The 21,278-nt window shown below is 62.5% G+C and carries 7 protein-coding genes; all 7 read left to right on the top strand.

Annotation, left to right across the window (positions count from 1 at the left end; all coding sequences use genetic code 11):
* Window positions 1-136: 136 nt before the first annotated feature.
* The 7 genes from ncot_RS11830 (at window position 137) to ncot_RS11800 (ending at window position 20,519) form a co-directional block, all read left to right on the top strand.
* Entirely contained in the window at window positions 137-6,967 is a 6,831-nt protein-coding gene (locus ncot_RS11830; RefSeq protein WP_168617790.1) for an AAA domain-containing protein, read from the top strand.
* Window positions 6,968-7,505: 538 nt separating this feature from the next.
* Window positions 7,506-10,037: a VWA domain-containing protein gene (locus tag ncot_RS11825; RefSeq protein ID WP_168617789.1), complete on the top strand. Its 2,532-nt coding sequence runs from the start codon at window positions 7,506-7,508 to the stop codon at window positions 10,035-10,037.
* A 22-nt stretch (window positions 10,038-10,059) separates the two neighbouring features.
* A complete protein-coding gene (locus ncot_RS11820; RefSeq protein ID WP_168617788.1) occupies window positions 10,060-13,512 on the top strand; it encodes a tubulin-like doman-containing protein in 3,453 nt (1,150 codons plus the stop codon).
* Complete coding sequence (locus ncot_RS11815) at window positions 13,490-16,180, top strand: hypothetical protein (protein ID WP_168617787.1); 2,691 nt, start codon at window positions 13,490-13,492, stop codon at window positions 16,178-16,180. The genes ncot_RS11820 and ncot_RS11815 overlap by 23 nt, the downstream gene beginning before the upstream one ends.
* Before the next feature lie 19 nt (window positions 16,181-16,199).
* Entirely contained in the window at window positions 16,200-16,748 is a 549-nt protein-coding gene (locus ncot_RS11810; RefSeq protein WP_168617786.1) for a hypothetical protein, read from the top strand.
* Between the two features lie 80 nt (window positions 16,749-16,828).
* Window positions 16,829-18,904, top strand: coding sequence for a hypothetical protein (locus tag ncot_RS11805; RefSeq protein ID WP_168617785.1), 2,076 nt, complete (start codon window positions 16,829-16,831; stop codon window positions 18,902-18,904).
* Entirely contained in the window at window positions 18,807-20,519 is a 1,713-nt protein-coding gene (locus ncot_RS11800; protein WP_277345720.1) for a hypothetical protein, read from the top strand. Before ncot_RS11805 ends, ncot_RS11800 begins: the two co-directional genes overlap by 98 nt.
* Window positions 20,520-21,278 lie beyond the last annotated feature (759 nt).

Here is a 21,278-nt window from a genome sequence, read left to right as displayed (position 1 = left end):
GAATGACCCAGAGGCGCGCGTGATACGAACGACTTGTGGGCACTGGGATCGAATGAAGTGGCAAAGATCGGCATTCTCGGACCGCTGTGGGTTCGGAAAGTCCCAGATGCTGGTCCGACGATGAGGGGCACAAGAGTTGAGTGATGAGGCGCAAACAGGCAGCAGAGTCAGCTTGCACCCGACCACGATGGAACTGGCTGAGGCGCTTGCGCGTGATGCCGCCAAACGCGTCGAGATAACTCACAGCGATGCGAACTGGCTCGCGATCGAAGAAGTGTCCAGCACTATCACCTTCGTCGAGGCAGAAGGCGATGAGTTACGCATTGTTCCGTTCCTCGGGGACGCCGATGCCATCACGACGCGGCCTTTCGTACGTGAAGTCAGGGCGTCATGGCTCGATGGTGAACGTGAACTCGTCGTCGACGTATCGGCCCTCTCCAGTTATGCCGATCGTGGACAAGTCATCGATCTCATGCATGCCGCTCTCGATGCGCGGGCGCAGTCGCCAGAGGACTCCAAGTCTGTTTCCGTCCCGTTGTCAGCTACCGCAGAACCCGATGTGGCGGGTGCCTACGAAGAAGTGAACTTCGACGAGCCCGCCATTGAAGCAGTGGTCGACGAGCCCGGCGAGGATGCTCCCCCTGTCATTGATGCGCAACTACGTGCTGACGTCAGCGCGCAGTGGTCATGGGCGTCATCATCGGCCCGCATTCCGCAGATCTCTGATCTCACAGTCGCCCTGTCGGAGCCCTTGGCGCAAGCACGCATCAGTGTCAGAGTCCATGACTCTGATTTGGAATTCGGAACGAAGGTCGCGTTTGAGGGACCCCTCCCAGCGGGAACCACCGCGGTTGGAAGCATCAACGTCCCACTCTCCGCCCGGGTGATGTCGCAGGTCGAGGAGCGGCGTAGTGCCGAATGCGTGATTTCCCTGGAAGACGTAGCTACTGGACGGGCTCTGTCGCGCTTCGAAGAGGCCGTTGACCTTCAACCCCGTGATCTGTGGTTCTGGCGAGGGGACCCGCGCCGCTCCGAACAGCGCGTTCGCATGCGTCAGCGCGTCGAGGAACTGGTGAGTCTCCTTGAAGCAGAACCTGACAGCCCCGATTCCGAAGCCCTCGCGCGTGAGCTGGAAGAACTTGTCCAACAACTCGAAGTGGACAACGCCAGCTCCACGCTCCTCTCGCGTTCTCTGTTGGCGTCATTCGTCCGGCCGAACCATCCCGAGATCGCCAAGGTGGCACGTGAAGCCGCCGCACTGCTGGGCGAGACGACCGGCGATGCCTCGTTCTTCGCCTATCAGATCGGAGACGTTGCACAGGCCGAGGATCGGGCTGACGCCACGGTCACTGCCGTCTATGAAGCACTCAGAGCTCGCTCCATTGCCTACGCCGAGCCTCCGCCCGGCTGGGACTATCGCGGTGACGGGCAACGCATCCGAGACCACGGCGCGGTCGCGAAATCTGGGCTGGGCACGTGCATGGACACGACAGTTCTCACCGCTGCAGTCCTCGAGCAGGTCGGCCTGCATCCAGTGCTTGTGCTCATTTCCGGGCACATATTCATCGGCTATTGGCGAAGGGATCCACTGCCCGAGAAGGGTTCGATGCCAGAGTGGTATCCCGGCACGCCGGTGATCGGCAATCGTGAAGCCGTCAGTTCTCTTGTCGACGGGGGCTGGCTAGGTGTCATCGAGACGACTGCCTTCACCGCTGGCCAGGACGCTCCGGCGGCGGAAGCACGCGCACTTGCGCGTCATTCTGTGAGCCGGGGGCTGGGCGACGGGTTCTTGGAGTTGATCGACCTGGCGGCAGCGCGCCAGGCCGGGGTGTCTCCTCTTCCCGCGATCAACGAGCGTGCCGATGGAATCACCGAGATTGTCGAATACCGGCCAGGGAGTTCCGCGTCCGTCACCGAAGTACCGACTGAGGCGCTTGACACCACTCCACTGGAACGACAGATCGACAACCACCCTGCCCGTTATCGCACCTGGAAATCTTCACTGTTCAGCCTGAACGCGAAGAACGCGCTCCTGAACCTCGGCAGCAACGCCCGAGTCCAACCACTTGTGCTTCCTCCTGAGGGGCTCGGCATCTTGGAGGACAAGCTCAACCAAGACGTGTCGTTCAAACTGTGCAGCGGTTATGACATTCCGGAAGTCTGGCGAGCCCGCGACATCGCCAATGCGCTGCAGCTCTTGGAGTCTTCGACGCCCGAGGGGCGGGAGGAACTCGTCTCCCACCTCAAGGACCGGCGCCTTTACGTCCAACGGATCGGCCGGTCGGGAGGCAAGTCCGCGCCGCTCACTGAGGCCACTTTCTCCAAGGAGATCCGCTCGATGGCGCACCGGGCGAAGTCTGCGCGCGATGAGAGGGGCATGAATCCGCTGTTCCTCTGCCTTGGTCTCCTACGTTGGCCCCACAAGGATGGTGTCTTCGCAGAGGCACCTCTGATCCTGGTTCCGGTCGACATCGGTGTGGCACGAGGGCGTCAGGAGTTCACCCTCAAACTCGACTCGTCCCAGCAGACGACGCCCAACGCAGCTCTCATCGAGTGGCTGCGCCGCGAGCACGGACTCTTCATCCCAGGACTCGCCGAACCTCTGGCAGATCGCGCAGGCATTGATGTCGACGCTGTTCTGGGCGAGGTCCGTGATGCGATTGCAGTGCGTGGACTTCCGCTTGAGGTGTCAGGTGGAGCAAGGCTCGCGATGCTGGACCTGTCTGCATTCCGCATGTGGCAGGACCTGAACCTCAACGCGGATCACTTCGTGGAGCGTCCACTGGTCAATCACCTTGTCCACACGCCCACAGAAACCTTTGAAGACCCAGCCATCGAGGCGGTGGATGACGCGGCTGACGAGTCGGCCGTGGAGGATGGGTTGGATCGGCTTGAGACGCCGATTCCGGCTGACGCCACCCAGAAGCGGGCGGTGCTCTGGGCACGTGAAGGACGCACCTTCGTGTTGCAGGGTCCTCCAGGAACCGGGAAATCGCAGACCATCACCAACATGGTCGCTGAGTGCCTCCTGTCAGGCCTTCGTGTCCTGTTCGTCGCTGAAAAGGGAACAGCCCTGGCAGTTGTCCAGCGACGGCTGGACGAGATCGGTCTCGGACCCTTCACGCTGAACCTCCATCACGAAGGCTCCAATGCTGCGGAGGTTCGCGCGCAGCTCAAGCGCTCGCTCACCGCGACGGTACTGCCGGACAACACCGCAATGGAGAGCGCCCGCCGACAGTTGCGGAACGCTCACTTCGAACTGATCCAATATCCTGAACGCCTGCACAAGACGAACGCCGCGGGACTCTCTGCCTATGGGGCACACGACGAACTCCTCGTCCTGAAGGATGGCCCTGTCATGCCGGTGCCGTCGACAGTTGTCGCCCATCGCGCCGAACAGGTGGCGGCTCTCAAGGATCTGTTCGCAGACCTCCAGCGGTGGACTTCAGCTGCAGGGGTTCGCCCCGATCAGCCGTGGAGACTGGCAGGGGTAGGCAAGGGTGATCCGTTTGATGTAGAGGCTGCCAGCGCTGCCGTGCGCGACATACTGGCGGGTCACGCGTGGACCGCGTCAACGACAGGAGCCGTCGGAGATGCACTCGGCTCGGTGACGCATCCGTCACAACTTGAGATGCTTGCTGAGGCGGCCAACCCCGAATTGCCTGAAGGCGATGAGCTGACCGGGCTTCTTGAGGTCGCTTGGTCGACTCGTGCCGCCAGAACTCTCGATGATGCGGAGAAGGCGATTCGAGAATGGTCGCAGAGGATGCACGGATTCCCTTCCGAGGTTCTTGGTTTGGATCTCCACGCGATCTCGCTTCAACTCGAGGGTGCCACGGCTTCGGGGTTCATGGGCCGCAAGAATCGCCAGACTGCCGCCATAGCGCCACTCGCGCGCTTGGCGCCTCCGGGTTTCGATCTAAACCCGATCAACGCCGTTGCGATTCTGCGAGACCTCATGGCGGTGCAGGCTGTGGGAGAGCAGGTTCGGAGGTCCGTCGGTGCCATTCCGGGACTGTCCGCGTCGGTCCCCGGCAACGCGTTCCCACCCGGCGCACTTGTTCCCGCTCGAAGCAGGCTGATGGAACTGGAGCAGTTGACATCTGGACTGCGCGCCAACGATGAATGGACCAAACGTGTTCATGCCCTGGCGGGCAGTGGCGACCTGAGAGCCCAAAGTGCTGCTCTCTCGTCGTACGCCGAAGCGTGGAGCCGACTGCGTGACGAATTGTCGATTCAGGACTCCGATCTCGAGGCGTGGATCAACGGAACATCCCTGTCGGTGGCCATCGAGCGCCACGAACAATCGTGGCAGCGTGACGTCGAGTTCGAGCGGCTGGTTCCGCTGCAGAGGTGGTGCACCCTCGTACGGAAGCTCGAGCCCATGCGGGATGCGGGACTCGGTGACGCCAGGGTGGAGCTTCTCGAAGGCAGACTTCCCGCTCACACAGCCGAAGACGCACTCGCACGTGGTGTTGCTCGGGCATCCCTCGAAGAGCGCATCAACGCTGAGGGCCTCGACCGCTTCGACGCGGTTGCACACGACCAACGGGTGAACTCCTATTCCGAAGCACAGGGACGCGTGCGTCTTCAGTGGGTCACCGACGGGCCGGCCAACATTTTGGCTCGTCGAGGCGGGGGCGGGGGCGGGCGCGGAGCCGGTTCGGGTGCTTTGGCGCGTGAGCTCGAGAAGACAACCCGTAAGCTCGGAACTCGACCGATCCTGCGCAAGCACGGCGAGGCCGTCCAAGAACTCACGCCCCTCGTGCTGTGCAGTCCGTCGTCAGTCGTAGACCTCATCGAGCCGGGTGTCATGGAGTTCGACCTGGTCATCTTCGATGAGGCATCCCAGATCACTGTCCCTGAAGCAGTCGGTGCCCTCGGTCGCGCACGCGCCGCGGTCATCGTCGGTGACAGCAAACAGATGCCACCCACACGCAAGGTGGGTGGCGGCGCCGTCGACGACGAGATCGATGATCCGGATTTCGAGGAAATCGTCGAGGATCAAGAGTCGATCCTGAGCGAGTGTGAACTGGCACGCGTCCCCACTCTCAGTCTCAACTGGCACTACCGGAGCCAGGACGAAGCCCTCATCGCGTTCAGCAACCGCACTTACTACCGAGGCGAGCTCAGCAGCTTCCCGACACCTAGCCTGCTTTCGTCGGAGACAGGCCTGGAGTTCAGGCAGGTCCACTGGCCGGAGAACGACGACAAGGGCATGTATCTCCGTGCCGGAGCCAAGAAGGTCGACCTCGGCAACGGCGTGGTTGCCGGATCGAACACCAATCCGTTCGAAGCCATGGAGATCGTGCAATACATCCACGACCTCGTTCACGCCAGCGAACGCCTTCCTTCAGTCGGGATCGTGACGTTCAACGAGCAGCAGCGGCAACTTATCGAAGAGCTGTTGCACGCAAGTACTGATCCCAAGGTGATCGATGTCCTTGACGAGGGCAAGATGGGTCGCGGCGAAGCGCTCTTCATCAAGGCGCTGGAACAGGTCCAGGGAGATGAGCGTGACTACGTCGTTTTCTCGATCGCGTTCTCCAAGCAGGCGAACGGCAAGGTGCCGACGAACTTCGGGCCGCTGTCGAACGCGGGTGGTGAGCGTCGCCTGAACGTGGCGGTCACTCGAGCGCGCCGCAAGAACGTGGTCTTCTGCAGTTTCAACCCGGCATCCACGGAACTCGACGTGTCAGGTTCGTCATTCCAGGGACCGAAGGACCTCAAGCAGTTCCTGATGGACGCGCGGGCCGCCGGTAACCAGAACGACGTGGCAGAACCAGCGAACAGGATTGCGATCCGAGATCGTCACCGAGACGACATCGCTTCGGCACTCCGCGATGCTGGCCTTCACGTCATGTCTGACGTCGGACTCTCGAACTTCAGGCTCGATCTTGTGCTGGCTCGACCGGAGAATCCGGAGCGCCCGATCCTCCCCGTCCTGCTTGACGGCGAGAGCTGGCAGCAACGCGTCACAGTGTCGGATCGTGACGTGCTGCCGGTCGAGGTTCTTCAGAACCTCATGGGTTGGCCGACTGTCGCGCGGATCTGGTGGCCCATGTGGCTCCAGAACCGGGACGAGGTGATCAGCCGCGTGCTGGCAGAAGTCGATCGTGCCGAAGCAACGCTCGACGCTGCGAACTCGGTCGAGCCGGACCCGGCCCCAGCCACACCACTGAGCGAGACGACCCCGATCGCGCCCCCGCCAACGGCGGATGCTCGGACGTCCGAGTTGCCGTCAATGCTCGCCTCGGGTCAGCCCGAACGCGTCGCGGTCGAAGAGGTCGAGGACGGGCTGTCGTCGGAGTCGTGGGATCCGAACCGAGATGGTTGGACGCCGGGACCTGCGGACGTTGGTTCGTCGCACGAAGCAGCCATCCGGGGGAGCGCCACGACAGCTGGCAGCCACGCGGCACAGACGGATTCGGGCTCGATCACGGAGTTTATTCCGGCCCACACGACTGTCATCGGTTCGAAAGAGGTCTTGGACCGTTTGCCTGATCGCGACGCCGCGACGATTGTCCGTGAGCAGGTTCTCGACGTGATCGAGACGGAAGGACCCGTCGAGTTAGGGCGGCTGGCGCGCGTCGTTGCGCGCAGGTTCAACCTGAACGCGGTCCGGTCTGCTCGGGTTGCCGACATAGTCAGACTCATTCCTCGAGCTCAAGTGCACAAGAGCCGCAAGTTCGGCGACTTTGCCTGGCCGCCCGACATGGACCCTGAGTCGTGGCACGGATTCAGACTCGCAGGATCTGATGGTTCTCGAACGCTCCACGAAATCGCTCCTCAAGAGATTTCCAACGCGATGCTTGCTGTGCTCGAGGAATATCCCGCCGACGAGCTCGGGGATGACCTGCTCCGGCGTACTGCAGAGTTGTTCGGAATCGCTCGACTCGGAGCGAATGTTCGCGCGCGTCTCGAAGCGGTCCATGCCCAACTTCCAGAAGATGGCGATCACCGATGAGACCCATCACCAATTCGTGACGGCTGGACAGCCAAGTTGTAGGAGTTAATCTCGTGGAAAGCGCATCGAAGGGACGTTTGGGGCCTTAGGCTTCCCGTTCAGAGCGTGGAAGGACGTGACGGATGTCGTGGGACTCGGGACCGGGAACCGGGAGCGGCTCGGAGTGGGATGACCCAAACTCTCCCAGTGCTCCGTCAACGTCCACGCTTTCGGTCACAGAGCCGAGTTCTCCGCCTCTCCACTGGTTGGCTTTGGGGTTGGCTGCGGCAGGTGTTGGCGTCGCGTTGCCCCTCCTCACCGACGCAATCTCGGCTTCGGTCCTGGGTTGGTTTCTCGGCGGAGTCGTGGCCCTCGTCCTATGGGGGATCTTCATCGTCCGAGACGGCACCCGGCGCGCCCGTGGGCCGGCAATGGTGAGTTCCTTGGGCACGTGGCTGGGATTCGCACTGATTCTTCTGGCAGCGGTGGCTGTCGTCGCCAATGCGTGGTCCATCGCTGATGAATTGGCGCGTCGCCAGTGGTGACCCGACGCCTTCGGGTGGCATTGCTCGCGTTCGGACTGCTGCTGGGTCTGGCCTTGATTCCGCTGACGAGTTCGGCTGAAGAATCCTCCACCGGGGGCACCGGCGCAGTGCAGCGTTTCGGTTCGTGTCTGACCTCGGGAGGACAGGGATCTCTTCTCCTCTTGATGGACACCTCAGCGTCACTTCAGCAGACCGACCCAGATGGGCAGCGCGTGGAGGCGGCCACCTACCTTCTCCAAGAGCTCTCGGCCTTCGCCGAGGAGACCGGTGCCGAATTGGATGTCGCTGTTGCGGGTTTCGCGGATTCCTTCGACGTCTCACTCGACTGGACGCCCTTGGACAGAGACTCCACTGGACAGGTCTTGGATGCGGTCGCGGACTACAGCTCTCGTGACGATGGTTGGGAGACCGACTATTGGATGGGACTCAACGGTGCCCGCAAACACTTGGCCGACCGCGTGGAGACAGGAGACTGCGCTGCGCTCGTCTGGCTCAGTGACGGAATGTACGACCTCGACACTCGCCGGTCGGACTCCGAAAAGTCGTCCTATGGGAAGACCAAGCCGTACGGCCCTGATGTGGAGCTCACGACCAAGTCAGCCGAGAAGAAACTGGAGCAGGCGGGCGAAGAAGACATCTGCCGTGCCGGTGGCGTGGCCGACGCTCTACGAGTGCAGGGCGTCACCACATTGGCGATCGGTCTCGCCCGAGACCAGGACGCTTCTGCATTCGACCTGATGTCCGGCATAGCAACAGGAGCACGAGCAGGGGACGCGAGATGCGGAAAGCGCGATGCCACCAATCTGGGTGAATTCGTGCTTGCCCAACAGATTGGTGATCTGTTCTTCGCCTTCGATGAACTCTCGAACCCGAACAACGCCCCCATCTCGACGTCGACCCCGTTGTGTCAGGGCTCGCCCTGTGTCGAAGGAACGCACCAGTTCGTGCTCGACGCCTCGATCTCTTCGGTGCGGATCCTCGGCGGTGCCGGCATCGACAGCTATCAAGCATTGTTGATCTCGCCTGGCGGTGAGCGCGTTCAGATCGACCCCGGTGGCAAGATCACGAAGACCTTTGGGGCGTTCGGCGTCGAAGGAACTTGGGTGAGCAGTGCAGTCTTCTCGCTCACCATCGATCGCAAGAAAGACAAGGGCTGGGCCGGTGAATGGCGGCTCGTCTTCATCGACCCCGAATCCACCGGCAACGGCACGGCGCGCTCGAACATCAGGCTGTACGGCGACCTGCGGCCAGCGTGGGTGGACGCCAAGAGCCAGAAGCTCGTGGCTGGTGAGGAAACCCAGATCCAGCTGGGGCTGGAGAGAGTCGACCGGACGGTGGTCAGTCCCCAGAGTCTTGCTGGCAAGGCGGTGGTCGACGCCCAACTCGAGCTGAGTGACGGGTCCACTCTGCCGATTGTCGAGGGTCTCACCGCAGACGAACTCGGGAAACCGGTCGCGCTTGACCTCGCCGGTGCACCTAGCGGATCGGCAAAGGTTCGACTCGTCCTGAGCCTCACAACGGCTCCCGCAGGTCAGACGCCGGGCACCACGCTGGAGCCCCAAGCTGTCGAGTACCCGGTGACCATTGAGCCCCCGCCTGCCTACCCGGTCGTCGCATCGACCCTGGACTTCGGTGGCAATGACTCAGCTGATCCGGTTGAGGCGGACCTGAGCCTTGGTGGCAGCGGCTGTGCGTGGCTCGGCAAGCAGGAGACTTTGACCCTGCCTGAGGGAGTCAAAGAGGCGCCGGTGACGTCCGAGGCGAACGACGAGAACACGTGTGCGACCGACAGCCTGCAGGTCGTCCTCACCCCCGACTCGGTCGGTAGCGGGTTGGTGAGTGGAACGCTACGGGTGATGACAGTGCCTGAGGACGGTGGCGCCCCCATCCCGGTTGTGGTGAATTACACCTACGAAATGGAGCGTCCCGCGGACGCGAAGATCTTGTGGGTGACTTTCGGGCTGCTGCTCTTCGCCGGACTGCTCATCCCGCTGCTCATCCTTGCCTTGGTGAAGTGGTGGACGGCGAAGATCCCAGGCACCGGCCTTTCGTGGTACGTCGTGTCCGGACACGTGTCAGACGGATCATCGTTCCTGACCCGCCACATCCCGGACACCAGCCGCGTCACGCGCTACAGCTTGGAAGGTCAAGACCGACGCCGGGTGCGCATCTCCGACCGAACCACTCTGCAGACGAAGCCGTACATGCGAGGCGTGGCGTCACCGGGGCGGACGGTGGTCACCAACGCGCCTTCGGTGTTCTCCACCGGGACCCACGGCCCACTCGCCGTCCAAGGTACGTGGGTGGCGGTGCTCGATCCTCTGGATCCGGCGCATGGCGTGGTCGAACTCGTGGCCCTCATGTCCCCGACGGCCGATTCTCTTGAACGCCTCTTGTCGGATGCGCGTGACAACATGCCAAGCGCCGTCGAGGAGTTGCGCTCAAAGTTGGGTGCGAAGCCTCGTCGACAGCAAGACGAAGACGACTGGGGAGCGACTCCCAGCGCCGACCGATCACAGCCGTCAGACCCCAGCGACGACTGGTGAATCAGATGCAGGAGAAGACTCAGTGAAGAAGTTCCTTGTGGTGGGTGTTGGTGGCTCCGGCGGCGCAACCCTGCGCTACCTGATGGACCAGCTGCGCGCGGACCTGCGTGTGCAGGGCATCAACGAATTGCCGCCTGCGTGGCAGTTCGTCCAAGTTGATGTCAATCCGCAGCCGGAGCGTACCGAAGGCCTTGGGTCCATCGAGGACCTCGGTGGCCGCTATGTCTCGGTCAGTTCCGCAGGCAACACCTTCCGCATGGTTCGACAGACGGTCGAGACCCGGCTGGGAACCGCTGGTCACCTCGACGGTCTCTTGGGCTGGAGTCCTACGCCTCGTGATCAGGCAAACGAGGTGCCAGTGGGCACCGGCGCCGGACAGTTCCGGGCAGTCGGCCGAATGCTGACCCTGACGCGACTCGACCTGATCCAGAAGGAACTCCAACGGGCCTGGCAGGAACTTCAGCAGGCTTCGCCGTGGGGGGAGCTGCCGGTTCGCATGAAGGAGCAGGGGCCGTACGACTCCAACGGTGTCGTGGTGCCGATCGTCGTCGGTTCACTCGCCGGGGGTTCTGGTGCGTCGATGTTCCTTGATGTCTGTCGGGTGATGGGTCGCGTGGGTGGCCTCCGACGTACCCAGTTGGGCACGTTCCTCTACACCCCTGACGTCTTCTCCTCGCTCGACCCCGCCCAGCGGAAGGGGATCGACGGCAACGCCCTCGGAGCTCTCGGCGAGTTGCTGTCCGCCCAGACGGGCAGCAGCAACGACATCGACAACGACTTGCTGGAAGCCTTCGGGCTGGCTCGCGAAAAAGAGAACGAGGCTGCGTTCGGGAGCGTCTTCCCGATCGGCTCGACCATCGGTGGAGATGGGGCTCGCTTCGGAGACAGCGCCGAAGACATCTACCGTGGGCTCGGACGGGCGCTTGCCGCGACGATCTCGTCGGAAACCGCCGCCCACCAGTACCTACGCAGTCGTTTCGAGAACCCGACTGCACCCACCGGGGCCCAGGAACTGATCGGCTGGGGCGCCAATCCTTCCGCGGTTGGTTGGGGTTCGTTCGGCTACGCCAGCCTCAGTCTTGGTCGCGATCGCTACGCCGAGTACGCCGCACAGCGGCTCGCTCGCGTTGCCGTTGATCGCTTGGTTGTGGGTTTCCGTCGAAACGCAGGAGATCTGTCACCGACTGAACAGTTGGACCGCGACGTGCGCAACCAGTGGCCAACCATTCTTGAGCGGTTGGGCTTGCGACAGCCGGAGCAGAAGGCGAGTGCGTGGCTCTCCTCGGGGCCACTCCCCGAACGTCAGGAGCGTGACATCGCCCGTGCTGCCGCTGCTCCTCTCAAGCAGGCTGCCCAGAGGATTATTGCGAACACCGGGGCCAACTGGATGCCCCAGCTGCAGCAGGCACTTCCATCTCACCAGTCCGGAGCGGTGCAGTCGTTACGGGAGGCTGCGTATGCCTGGGCGGAGCAGTTCGCAGACAAACTGGAAGCAGACGTCGGGCAGGAATTGCTTCGTATCCTGGCCCACCCTCACCAAGGGTTGCCCTATGCCCGAAAGGTCATAGACGTCCTGACCAGCGACCTCACCCAGCTGGCGGAGGAACTCGCGAAGGCTCCCGCTGCTGAGGACCTCCCCCTCCGGGTCAAGGACGACCTGGACGCCAAACTCCGCAAGGTGGAAGTCAGTCAGGAGGTCAAGGACAAGGTCGTCGACAGTGTGATCGACGGCCTGCGACGTGACCTGAAGGCACGAGCGGCGCATCACGCGCGCGGTGTCCTGAAGTCGTTCGTCGACGACGTGCTGCCCGCGATGGCACGCGCTCTGAAGGACACACAGAAGAACCTCGAGACCGCGATGCGTTCTTCGGAGGGCCAAGCTGGTCTCGCGCAACTGCACAGCACGATCTACAACGAATGGCCCGACGGCGATCTGGTGCCGCCGCGTTTTGAGCACGCGCACAACGAAGTCTTGTTGACCACGTCGGGTGACTTCCCCGTGACGTTCAAGGGACACGTCGAGGCCAATTCCTCCGACGGAGTGTTCACCAGCGCACTGGATGAGATGGTCGAACAGATCATCGTCGGCAAGTGGGAGGACACCGGCGCCAGCGTGACAGATTTTCAGGTCATGGAGACGCGCCAGCACTGGCGCTCGCCAGAGTTGCCCACCGGTGCTGCCTCGAAGGAGCCCACTCCACCCACGAAGCCGATCTACCATTTCGCGCTTCGGACCGGGGAGATCTTGGAGCGTGCGCTGGCCTTCCAAGCTCGCCAGGGGCACTTCTCCGACTACAGCAACGAAACTTTTGACGGTTATCTCAATGAGCCCCGTGTCTCCGAGGCAGAACGCGAGGAGCGTCGAACTCGCTTGGTCAAGAAGTTCGAGGAGACGGTGAAGCAGGCGCACCCCCTCGTGGGGGTGAACCGACAGATGATCGAGGCCGTCAACGGCGACAAGTTCCAGGTGGAGCTCACCTTCGGTGTCGTCCCGTTGCCGCCCGGTTCGCGTGCAGCGAACGAAGTCTTGGCCTATCTCGAACGCAGCCCGGACCTGGAGTCGCAGTCGGCGGATCGCTTCAAGGAAGCACTGTCCGAAGCCAGCACCGTCAGCAAGATCGCGGTCTACGGTGCGTATCCGAAGTACTCGCCGCTGGTCTTCAGCTCGTTCCTGGCTCAGCTTCAGGACCGATGGTCCAACCTCACAGAGGCCGGACGGCGCGAGATCTGGAAGTGGAAGCGCACTCGTCCGCTGCCGGCCTCGATCGGCATGGGTCCGAAGGAACAGAAAGCGATGGTCAGCGGGTGGTACATCGGTCGCGCACTCGGGTTGATCAGCCAGCCGGCCGACGGCACCAGCAACGACCCGGTGCAGGTCTTCGACCTTGTGGATGGGGTTTGGCGACCGTTCGCGATGCGTCAGTTGACGCCCCGCGACCAGTACCGCGGCGCCGTGGGATTCGAGTGGTTGCCCGGCATTCTGGAGGGGCACAGCCTGGCTGTGGTCAACACGGTCAACGACACGATGTTTGCCTCTCTACTTCCGTATCGCGCCTTGCGTCGCATTCACGACGATGGAATGGAGCCTGCTGGCGCAGCGACGAGCGTCAGCGCGGGGCGCCTGATTGAGAACTGGCTGCGTGATGGTTCTTGGCCATCCGGTGAGCCCAGTCCCATCTCAACCATCCGTGATGCCGCCGAGGGGCCGGATGAGAGGGCCGCGGCCCTCAAGAGTTGGGTCGAACTGGTTCAGGCCTATGTCACGGACAACTTCCTGACGAAGCCCCGTGGCCCCGGTGCATTGGCCGAGCGGAGGCTCGCCATCGCTTCTTCCGACAAGCTTGACCACGCACCGATGTTGGCTGAGATTGCACTCCTCACCCACCATGCTTTGAAGGAACTGCTCGAGACCATCGAGCGTGCTCGCGAGGCCTCGACACGAGGAGAAGGCCATGGCGCCATCCCCGAAGTCTGATCTGGTCGTCCTGATCTCTCCGGGACCGGATCTCCCTGGATGGATGGGTGTGCTCCAGGACTGGTCCGCAATGGGCTTGGTCCGCGACTTCATCGTGATCAACGCCGACATTGCGGCGACCACCGGCACGACACCGTGTCTCACAGTGAGTGCCGGAGTTGCGCGAAGCGCTGCACTTCAGCATGAGCTTGCGGGACGGCACCTTGTTTCCGGCGTCCAGGTGGTCTGTCTCAGCCGGGTCGACTCCGATCTTTCGACAGTCGGTTTTGGTCGGGCCGGAAGACTGCGCCAGGAGGTGCGCGACACTCTCCCAGCTGCGCGTCTAACGTGGGTCCATGCGATCTCGGTGACGGTTCCCGACGAATGGCCGCGTCTGGCGGCCGACGAGCTGGCGTGGACTGGCGCTCACAATGTGGTGTTGGCGCCTGAGAATGCTCAATCACCATTTTCGGGCGTTGCACAGGTGACGAGTGCGGAGAAAAATCGCCCGGTGGGGCTGACCCACCGCGCAGCGGCACTGTGTTCCGCAGCGGGACTTTGGGAAGCAGAGTCGCGCGCTGTCTTCGGCGGAGACCCAGACGGGGGAGGAGGGCAGGTCGTTGCCCTGCGAACCTATACCCGCCATCTCTCTCGAGAAGGCATCCTCTCTCGCGTCCTCGCCCACCTCGCCGACATGCGGACCCGGTATCCCGTTCCCCACAATGAAGAGGGCCGATCCGTACAACTGGTCAACGACGAGGTCCAGGCAACCGAGCAGATGGTCACCAACCTGATCGCAAGGCATGATGAATTACGCCGCTCTAGACGCGTGACCCCCAGCAATCCGGCGCGCAAGGACTTGGGGTTGTTCCAAGCGCTGAAGATGTTTCTTCGCTTCTTTGCCGGGGTCCTGCGCGGAGCTCCGAAGGCGTTCCTGTATTCCCTGCAAGAACAAGTTGCCAAACGGATTGCCGCGAAGGCACAGAACGTGTTGTTTGGCGGTGACCGCTCCAGCTTCCGGCTCACCGTCAATGGAATAGCTGGTATCCAGGATGACGGCACCATTGCCGATCCTGATGAGGTAGATGCCAAGCTGGCGTCGCTGCTTGCCCAGGTGCGCAACGAACCGGGCGCGGCAGCCGGGGAGCGACAGGAGTTCCCAGCGCTGTGGAAGGACTACGTGTCGGGAGCGTTCACTCTGCTCGACGGACTTCCTCGGGTTGAGGGTATGCCGGCTGCTCGAGTCGGTGCGGTCGAGGCAGTCGTGGGAAATCCGATGGCAGTCGCACCAGACCCACGAGTTCCCTTTGATGTCCCGTTGCACGCTCAGTCAGTCGTCAAGGCCAGCACTATTGCTCCCTACGACGACGACTTGGCCCGCATCCTCTATACGGGGTTGAAGAGCAAAGCCGAAGGTGGGCCGGGGAGTGGGGTGAGCGAATCCACACTTGTCGACATCAAGGAGTGGTTCCGGACACCGGCTGCCTCGTACGTCGGAAGTCTGGGCCGGCGTTTGTCGACCGAGATTCGAGAGGCTCGCGAAGAGGTTGTCTCCGGGGCTGCCGAGCTGGCAGACGTCGGCGACCCGTTGGACCTCCCCGAAGAGCTGGAGACACTTCAGAGGTCTCTCGCAAACACCATCCTCATTCACGCGGGAATCTTCCTTGGACTCATCGCGCTCACCCTGTTCGGGGGTTGGGCGCAGATCATGAGCTGGACGAATGCAGCGGTCGTCTCGGTGACCCTGGTCCTGGTCTGGTTGGTCTCGGCCTCTGCGATCTTTGTCAAGCGTCAGCACAAGGTCTTCCATCTGCTCCACGAGCGTGAGATGGCGATGGCACGGGCGACTGCGGTGAAACAGAATCTCGAATGTGCGTTGATCGACGTACGCCGCCTTCAAAGCATCTACCGCCAGTATCTGGATTGGTCCCAAGCTCTCGGGGTTTTCCTCCAGGAACCATGGGGCCGCGGTAACGCCCAGGACGAGAGCGAGTCTCGGCTGGGCGAAGGGTTCGGACTCAACCATCGATTTGGCAACGTGGTGGCAGACGAGGAAGGTGTGGAAGACGAAGCCCGTCGGTTGCAGGGACGTTTGTTCCCGGTGGGTTGGCTGACCGAGGCTTGGGATGAATTCCTCACAGATCGTCCGAACTTCACGGATCGTCCAGTGCTCGAAGGGGAGCCCGAACTGATTTTTACGGATCGACCGGTGACAGAAGTCTCGGTGCTTCACCAATGGAGCGAAGCGGTGGCGGCACAACCGCGAATGGATGTCGCCGACAAGTTGAGGGACCGCTTGGTCGAGCAGATCAATGGGGTCGGGTCGACGTCAGCATCTCAGTTGATTCGTCACGTGCGTTGGCAGGACACCGCTGGGGTGGAGACCGCACGCCCGCATGAGGAGTTCATCGTCGGCCTGGCCGAGATCTCCACTGGCGCGGTGCAGGGCCGATCTTTCTCGCGGGCAATCTTCGCTGATGTACCCGACGCAAATGACCCTTGGAAGGTGGAGCAAGCACTGGGTAGCGATCACACTGACCGAACCGCAACGACACTGGTGGTCACTGAGCTTTCGGCGAGTTTCAGCCCTCGGGACCTGGCGTTCGGTCCTTCCAGTGATGCCGGAGTGAGCCACCACGACACGCCTCCGGGAAACCCTGCTCCATCCACAGAAGCTCCGCAGGTGTGACGTGCCCGAGGTCGGTCTCATGTCGATCCTGTGGGTCACGGTGCTGGGGCTCCTCTGTGTCGTCGTCCTCCCGATGCTCGCCCATTGGCTGAGTCCGCACCACGAAACAACGCAGATGGTGGTCTGGGCCGTGTTCTGCCTGCTCCTCGGCGGTGGGGTCGTCAGGCTTCTTTTCGTCGGAGCCGGTGGGCCCACCTTGGCGACCTTGGTTTCGGTTGTCGTTGTGGGGATAACGGCTGCCCATTGGTCAGAACCCATGAACCGTCTGCTTCGGGTCACGATGATCTCCCTGGGGTTCCTCTTCGTGACTCTAGGGATCGCAACCGCTCTGCTGGAACGCGCAGAGGGTGGTCCAGCGGCGGCCACGTTCTTGGCCGGGTGTGCAGTGCTCGTCGTCGCGTTCCTTGCCGACGGGAACGCTTCGGTCCCGGGGGCCACTGAGGCGGATGCCCCGGTCACGGTGGACGAGTGGGGAGTGTCTCGCCTCGATGACGCGACGGTCGGCGATCGGCCAGAGAGCAACTCGAGTTGGATGAATTCGGAAGATGATGCAGGTGATGACTGGTGACTGAGGCCGGGCAGAGAGTCGCTCGTGCAAAGGCGTGGCGGATGTCATTGCCGGAGACGCGGCGACCCAATGAGACTGACGTGGAAGTGTTCGCACGTCTTGATGTGCGCTCGGTGGAGAACACTCGTCGACTGTTGTGGAACGATGTTGTCTCTCTGGCGCGTGAGTACAGCGAGCTCACGGCAGCGATCCAGGCCTCCCCGGGCTCCAGTGAGGATGCTCCGCGTGAGTCCAAGTCCGGCGGGTCGGGCTCGCCTTCGGCGGTGGCGAATGACCCCGCGGCGGAGACCCCGGATGACGCGCAAGGTTTCGATCCACGTCAGGCGAAGCTACGTGCCTACGTTGAGAACTCAAAGGGCGACGGCACATCGCTCGATCTAAAGGATGACGCCTGGATCGAGCGTGTCCTGAACGATCCCGAAGCTGAGCTCGACCGGTTGTCGACGAAAATCCAGCGCAGGCACAACAAGCGTCTGCGGGACTTGCTCGGCATCGGCTCCACCGGCGGGGAGGCTCAGCGCAGTCTGGCTTCTCCGACCGACTTCACCAACGAGCCAGACTTGCAGGCGGAGCACACGCCTCGCCATGACGTGGACTCGGTCGGTACCAACCCCGAAGAGCTCGAACTCGCTTGGCCACAACCCGAGCACGGCTTCGCATGGTTCAGAGTCATCGCAGGATATAGCGGGCGTCGACCGGTGTTGTTCGACGGTAGGCAAGTTGCCTCCACTGCCGAGTCCACGACAAAGGATGCGGAACCACTGCGTGACGGTCGTCGTCAATACGACGTTTGGGCCTACCTCGGCGCAGACCAGCGGGAGGCAATGGCCGCCCGCCCAGTCCTCTGGGCCAGGGGCACCGCTCTGCAACCGGTCCAGAACGTCAAAGTCAGTGTGTCTGGCGATGACATCTCGGGAACGTGGACCGCCGGTGACGGCACGTCTCAGGTGGAGGTCTACCGGTTTGCGGGGGATGAAGCGCGAGCCAGCCACGAGATCGTCGACGATCGGCGCATCGCTAGCGACAAGGACAATCTCTCCGGTTTCGAGGACAGGGATCTGCAGGCGGGTGACTACGTCTATCGCTTCTTCGCATGCGCTGTGGTGGCAGGAAGGAAGCTCCGTAGCACACCTGTCACGGTGCGCCAGTCCGTAGTGATCCCGGTGCCACCCGTACAGAAGCTCGAGGTGGTGGCCGATCCCGAACGCCCCGGCTTCATTGTTTCCTGGGCACATCCCAGCGGAAGCGACGTCAACGTGCAGATCCATTTGACGAAGGATGAGCTACCGACTGGAATTGGCACTCGGGAACTGGATGAGTCCAGCCTTGAAAGGGTTGGATTCAGCGACAGCACTCGTCTCACAGTCCCGCCACAACTACGATCAGACGGCCGTTGGATGATTCGAGTGGACTGGCCCGACGACGCGGATCGGGTCCACTTCACCGCAATCAGCAGTATTGGCACCTCCTATCGTGTCGGCGCCACAGGTACCGAGGTGCGGGTCAGGGCATTGGACTCGGACTCGATCCGGGTGGTGGAGCGTGTGGACGAGCAGTACCTCGTCTTCCCTTGGCCCTCGGGAGCCGACTCGGTCCAGGTCTCGATGCGACCCAGCGGGGCCCTCGATCCGGACCCGAAGACATGGCCAAAGGTGACACGCTTCACGCGTGAGAGGCACGAAACCCACGGGGGGATCCACTTGGAACCGCTCCCCTCCGAGGGGTGTCGTTTGGCAGTTTTCGGTCTTGCCTACTACGGCGGAGAAGTCACGACGAGCGAGCCGCAGTTCGTCGAGTATCCCGGTCTGACCCGCATCAGGTACGACTTCGTCCAGGAGTTCGAAATGAAGGGGTTCCTTCGCAAGAAGGAATCTCCTGCCGGGACAACCCTCTGGGTCGAAGCAACCGGTGAGGTTGCCGAATCAGTCGTTCTGGTCCGCAACCACAACAGACTTCCGTTGCATGTCGCGGACGGTGATCACATCTTCGAGGGACAGCTGGAAACCAGAGGCGGAAAGTCGATCCTGCGGAGAGAGGGATTCTCACGCGGCACCGACCGTGCGGGATTCGTTCGCCTCTTCGTCGCTGTCCCCGACGACGAGCAACACCTCTACGCGGTTCTCGACCCGTCGATCGACAGCCTCCAGTGGAGCTGACGTGGCCCGATATCAGTTGACGTATGCAGCCGTGTCTGCGAGCGAGGGGCGCTCCGGAGGATGGCGTGTGCTCGAGACCTCACCTGGCATGCCTTCGTGGGTTGCGCAGACCTTGGAGGCAGCGGTGGTGACCCGGATTGACGAGGTCGTGATGACGCACGAATTCGCGTCCCAACGCGACCTTGACGCCCGGGTCCACTCGCTGACCTTTCAGCCGTTCGACCACTACGCGGTTTGGTGTAATGCCGTGGTGGCTGGGAAGGACGCGACAGGACGCCCCGGCAATGTCTTCACACATGCAGTGCTCGTCGAGAACCTTTCGGTGGAACAACGCCCGATCGACCTCTGGCGTTCTCAGGGATGGCTGACGCCGTTCGGCTCGCGTGAGGTTTCCGCAGCTCGCCTGCCGGTCTCCACCCCGGAGCCTAAGGCTCATGGACGAGATGCAGCGCTGAGCCGTGCGTTTGGCTCGGTGGCGAGCACTGAGTGCTTGTTGGCCGCAGTGACTGCATGCTTCCAGGATCACAAGCCTCTCATCTTGTCAGGCGAGGCCCTCGATGACGTCGTCGAGTGGATGCAGGTTGTCTCATGGCTGACGGGCGGCCGAGTGAGTCAACGGATTCCGTTCTGCACATTCGTTCGTAGTTCCGACCTGGTAGGACTCCCAAGGGAGTTCCGCGTGTTGGCTCTCCCCGGCGAGGATCTGGAGGCCGCCTTCGGAACGCTGTCCGGCCGCGACAGTGACCCCTTGATCCTCAACGTCGACGAGCTTCCCAGCGAGTCTGCGGCGGAGCGCACGTGGCAGTACAGAGAACAGGTCTGGAATGCAGGTACTCACTGGCAGGATGCGCTCTTCCTGCTGTCCCAGATGGATCACGATGCCGTCACCGCGCTCTCCGTCTCGATGGACCGTCTGGTTGCGGATCTCAAACCGGGAGAGCACCTGAGCCCGGAATGGCCCTTGGTGCTTGCACTACTGCGCGAGAAGGGGCGTGAGCATCCCGAGGCAGATGCCCTCATTCGGGAGTGGCGCAAGCTGCAGCCGTGGGATGGACTAACCGATCCCGGCCTCTTGGCCCTTTTCCAGCCTGAAGCAGGGGAGTTGGTTGTCGGCACCGACGGCGACGACCAATTCCTGGACTTCCTCGACCCATCGCCGGATGGCGAGTTCCAAGAACATGTCGAGGCGAGACACGCTGAGCCGGTAGAGCCGCAGGAAGAGATCTGGTTCCAGCTGACGAGCCAAGCGAATGAGGTCTGGCCCCGATACGACTCCCTGGAACTCGGAGTGGCTTCCCCCGCTGCGCTCCTTGGCCCACTCCTCGACATCATCGAGAGTGCATCGGAAGACGATCAGGCGACCCTCAAGCAGGCGATCGCATTGTGCCTTGGTCTTTGCTCACCGCAGGATGCCGGACCTCTCCAAGTGGAGCGCGCAACCAACTTGCTGGCATTGGGAGATGAGCTTTCGTCTGCCCTGATTGAGTTCCTCGAACGTTGGCAGGATGCGGTGCTCCAGTTAGGCGTAGGAACTGGCGCGGAGGCAGTGGCCTCACGCGTCACGGAGGTGGAACCCATCAACGAACCGATGTTCGACGGGAGTGGCGATGAGTAAGTCAGTTGAGGTGGGAGCGGGGCAGTCAGCACAGCTACCCATGGGATATCTCGGAGCGTCACTCACCGGTGCCTCTGACACATTGCAACTGAGTGCAGTGAGCCGCGATGGCGCTGATTGTGGCGAGCCTCGGGAGTCTGACCGTGACGTGATTGTTCGTCCGGGCCGCGGAGAAGTGCGCCTTGTGGTTCGTCCCCGCGGCGCTGGTGTATTTCCCCCGGGTGCACGAGTCGGTGTCGAGGTGAAGAGTGTCGCCACAGCAGGCAACGAGGGCCCGCAAATTCTCGTGGAGCAGGTGGACATCGGCGGCTACAAGGACTTCGAGTTGGCCCGGGTGATCGACGCTGCGGACAGTGGTTGGCGCCTCACTGTGGATGCACGTGCCGCGCGAGATCTCGACTTTATGGACTCATCGGACGCGCCATCTGTAGTTCCCGTCGACGAACGCGAGCTCCCTTGGGTGACGAGTGGTCGTTACGCGTTGCGCAGCTTGCGGGGCGGAGACTCAAACGTGTTGACGTCGGCACGCCCCTGGGCCGTCGTGGTGGACAGCTCTGCGTCGTTTCGAGCCGTGGCCTCGGCGGACACCCTCGTCGACGTCGTGGAGCAGTTCGCTGGCGTCCTGGTCGAATGGAGCGGTCGGCTACCCGTCGCCGCCGGTGTTACAGGACTGTCGCGTCCGAAGTGGTCTGATGCTGCGTGTGATGCGCCTCGGGTTCTGGTAGATGACGTTTTGCAGGCGACGGGGCCAGCCTCTTG

Origin of the sequence: Nocardioides sp. JQ2195, from assembly GCF_012272695.1 — a bacterium.
Taxonomy (GTDB): Bacteria; Actinomycetota; Actinomycetes; order Propionibacteriales; family Nocardioidaceae; genus Nocardioides.
The sequence above is the reverse complement of the archived record's forward strand: the minus strand, read 5'-3'. Positions and strand labels throughout refer to the sequence as shown.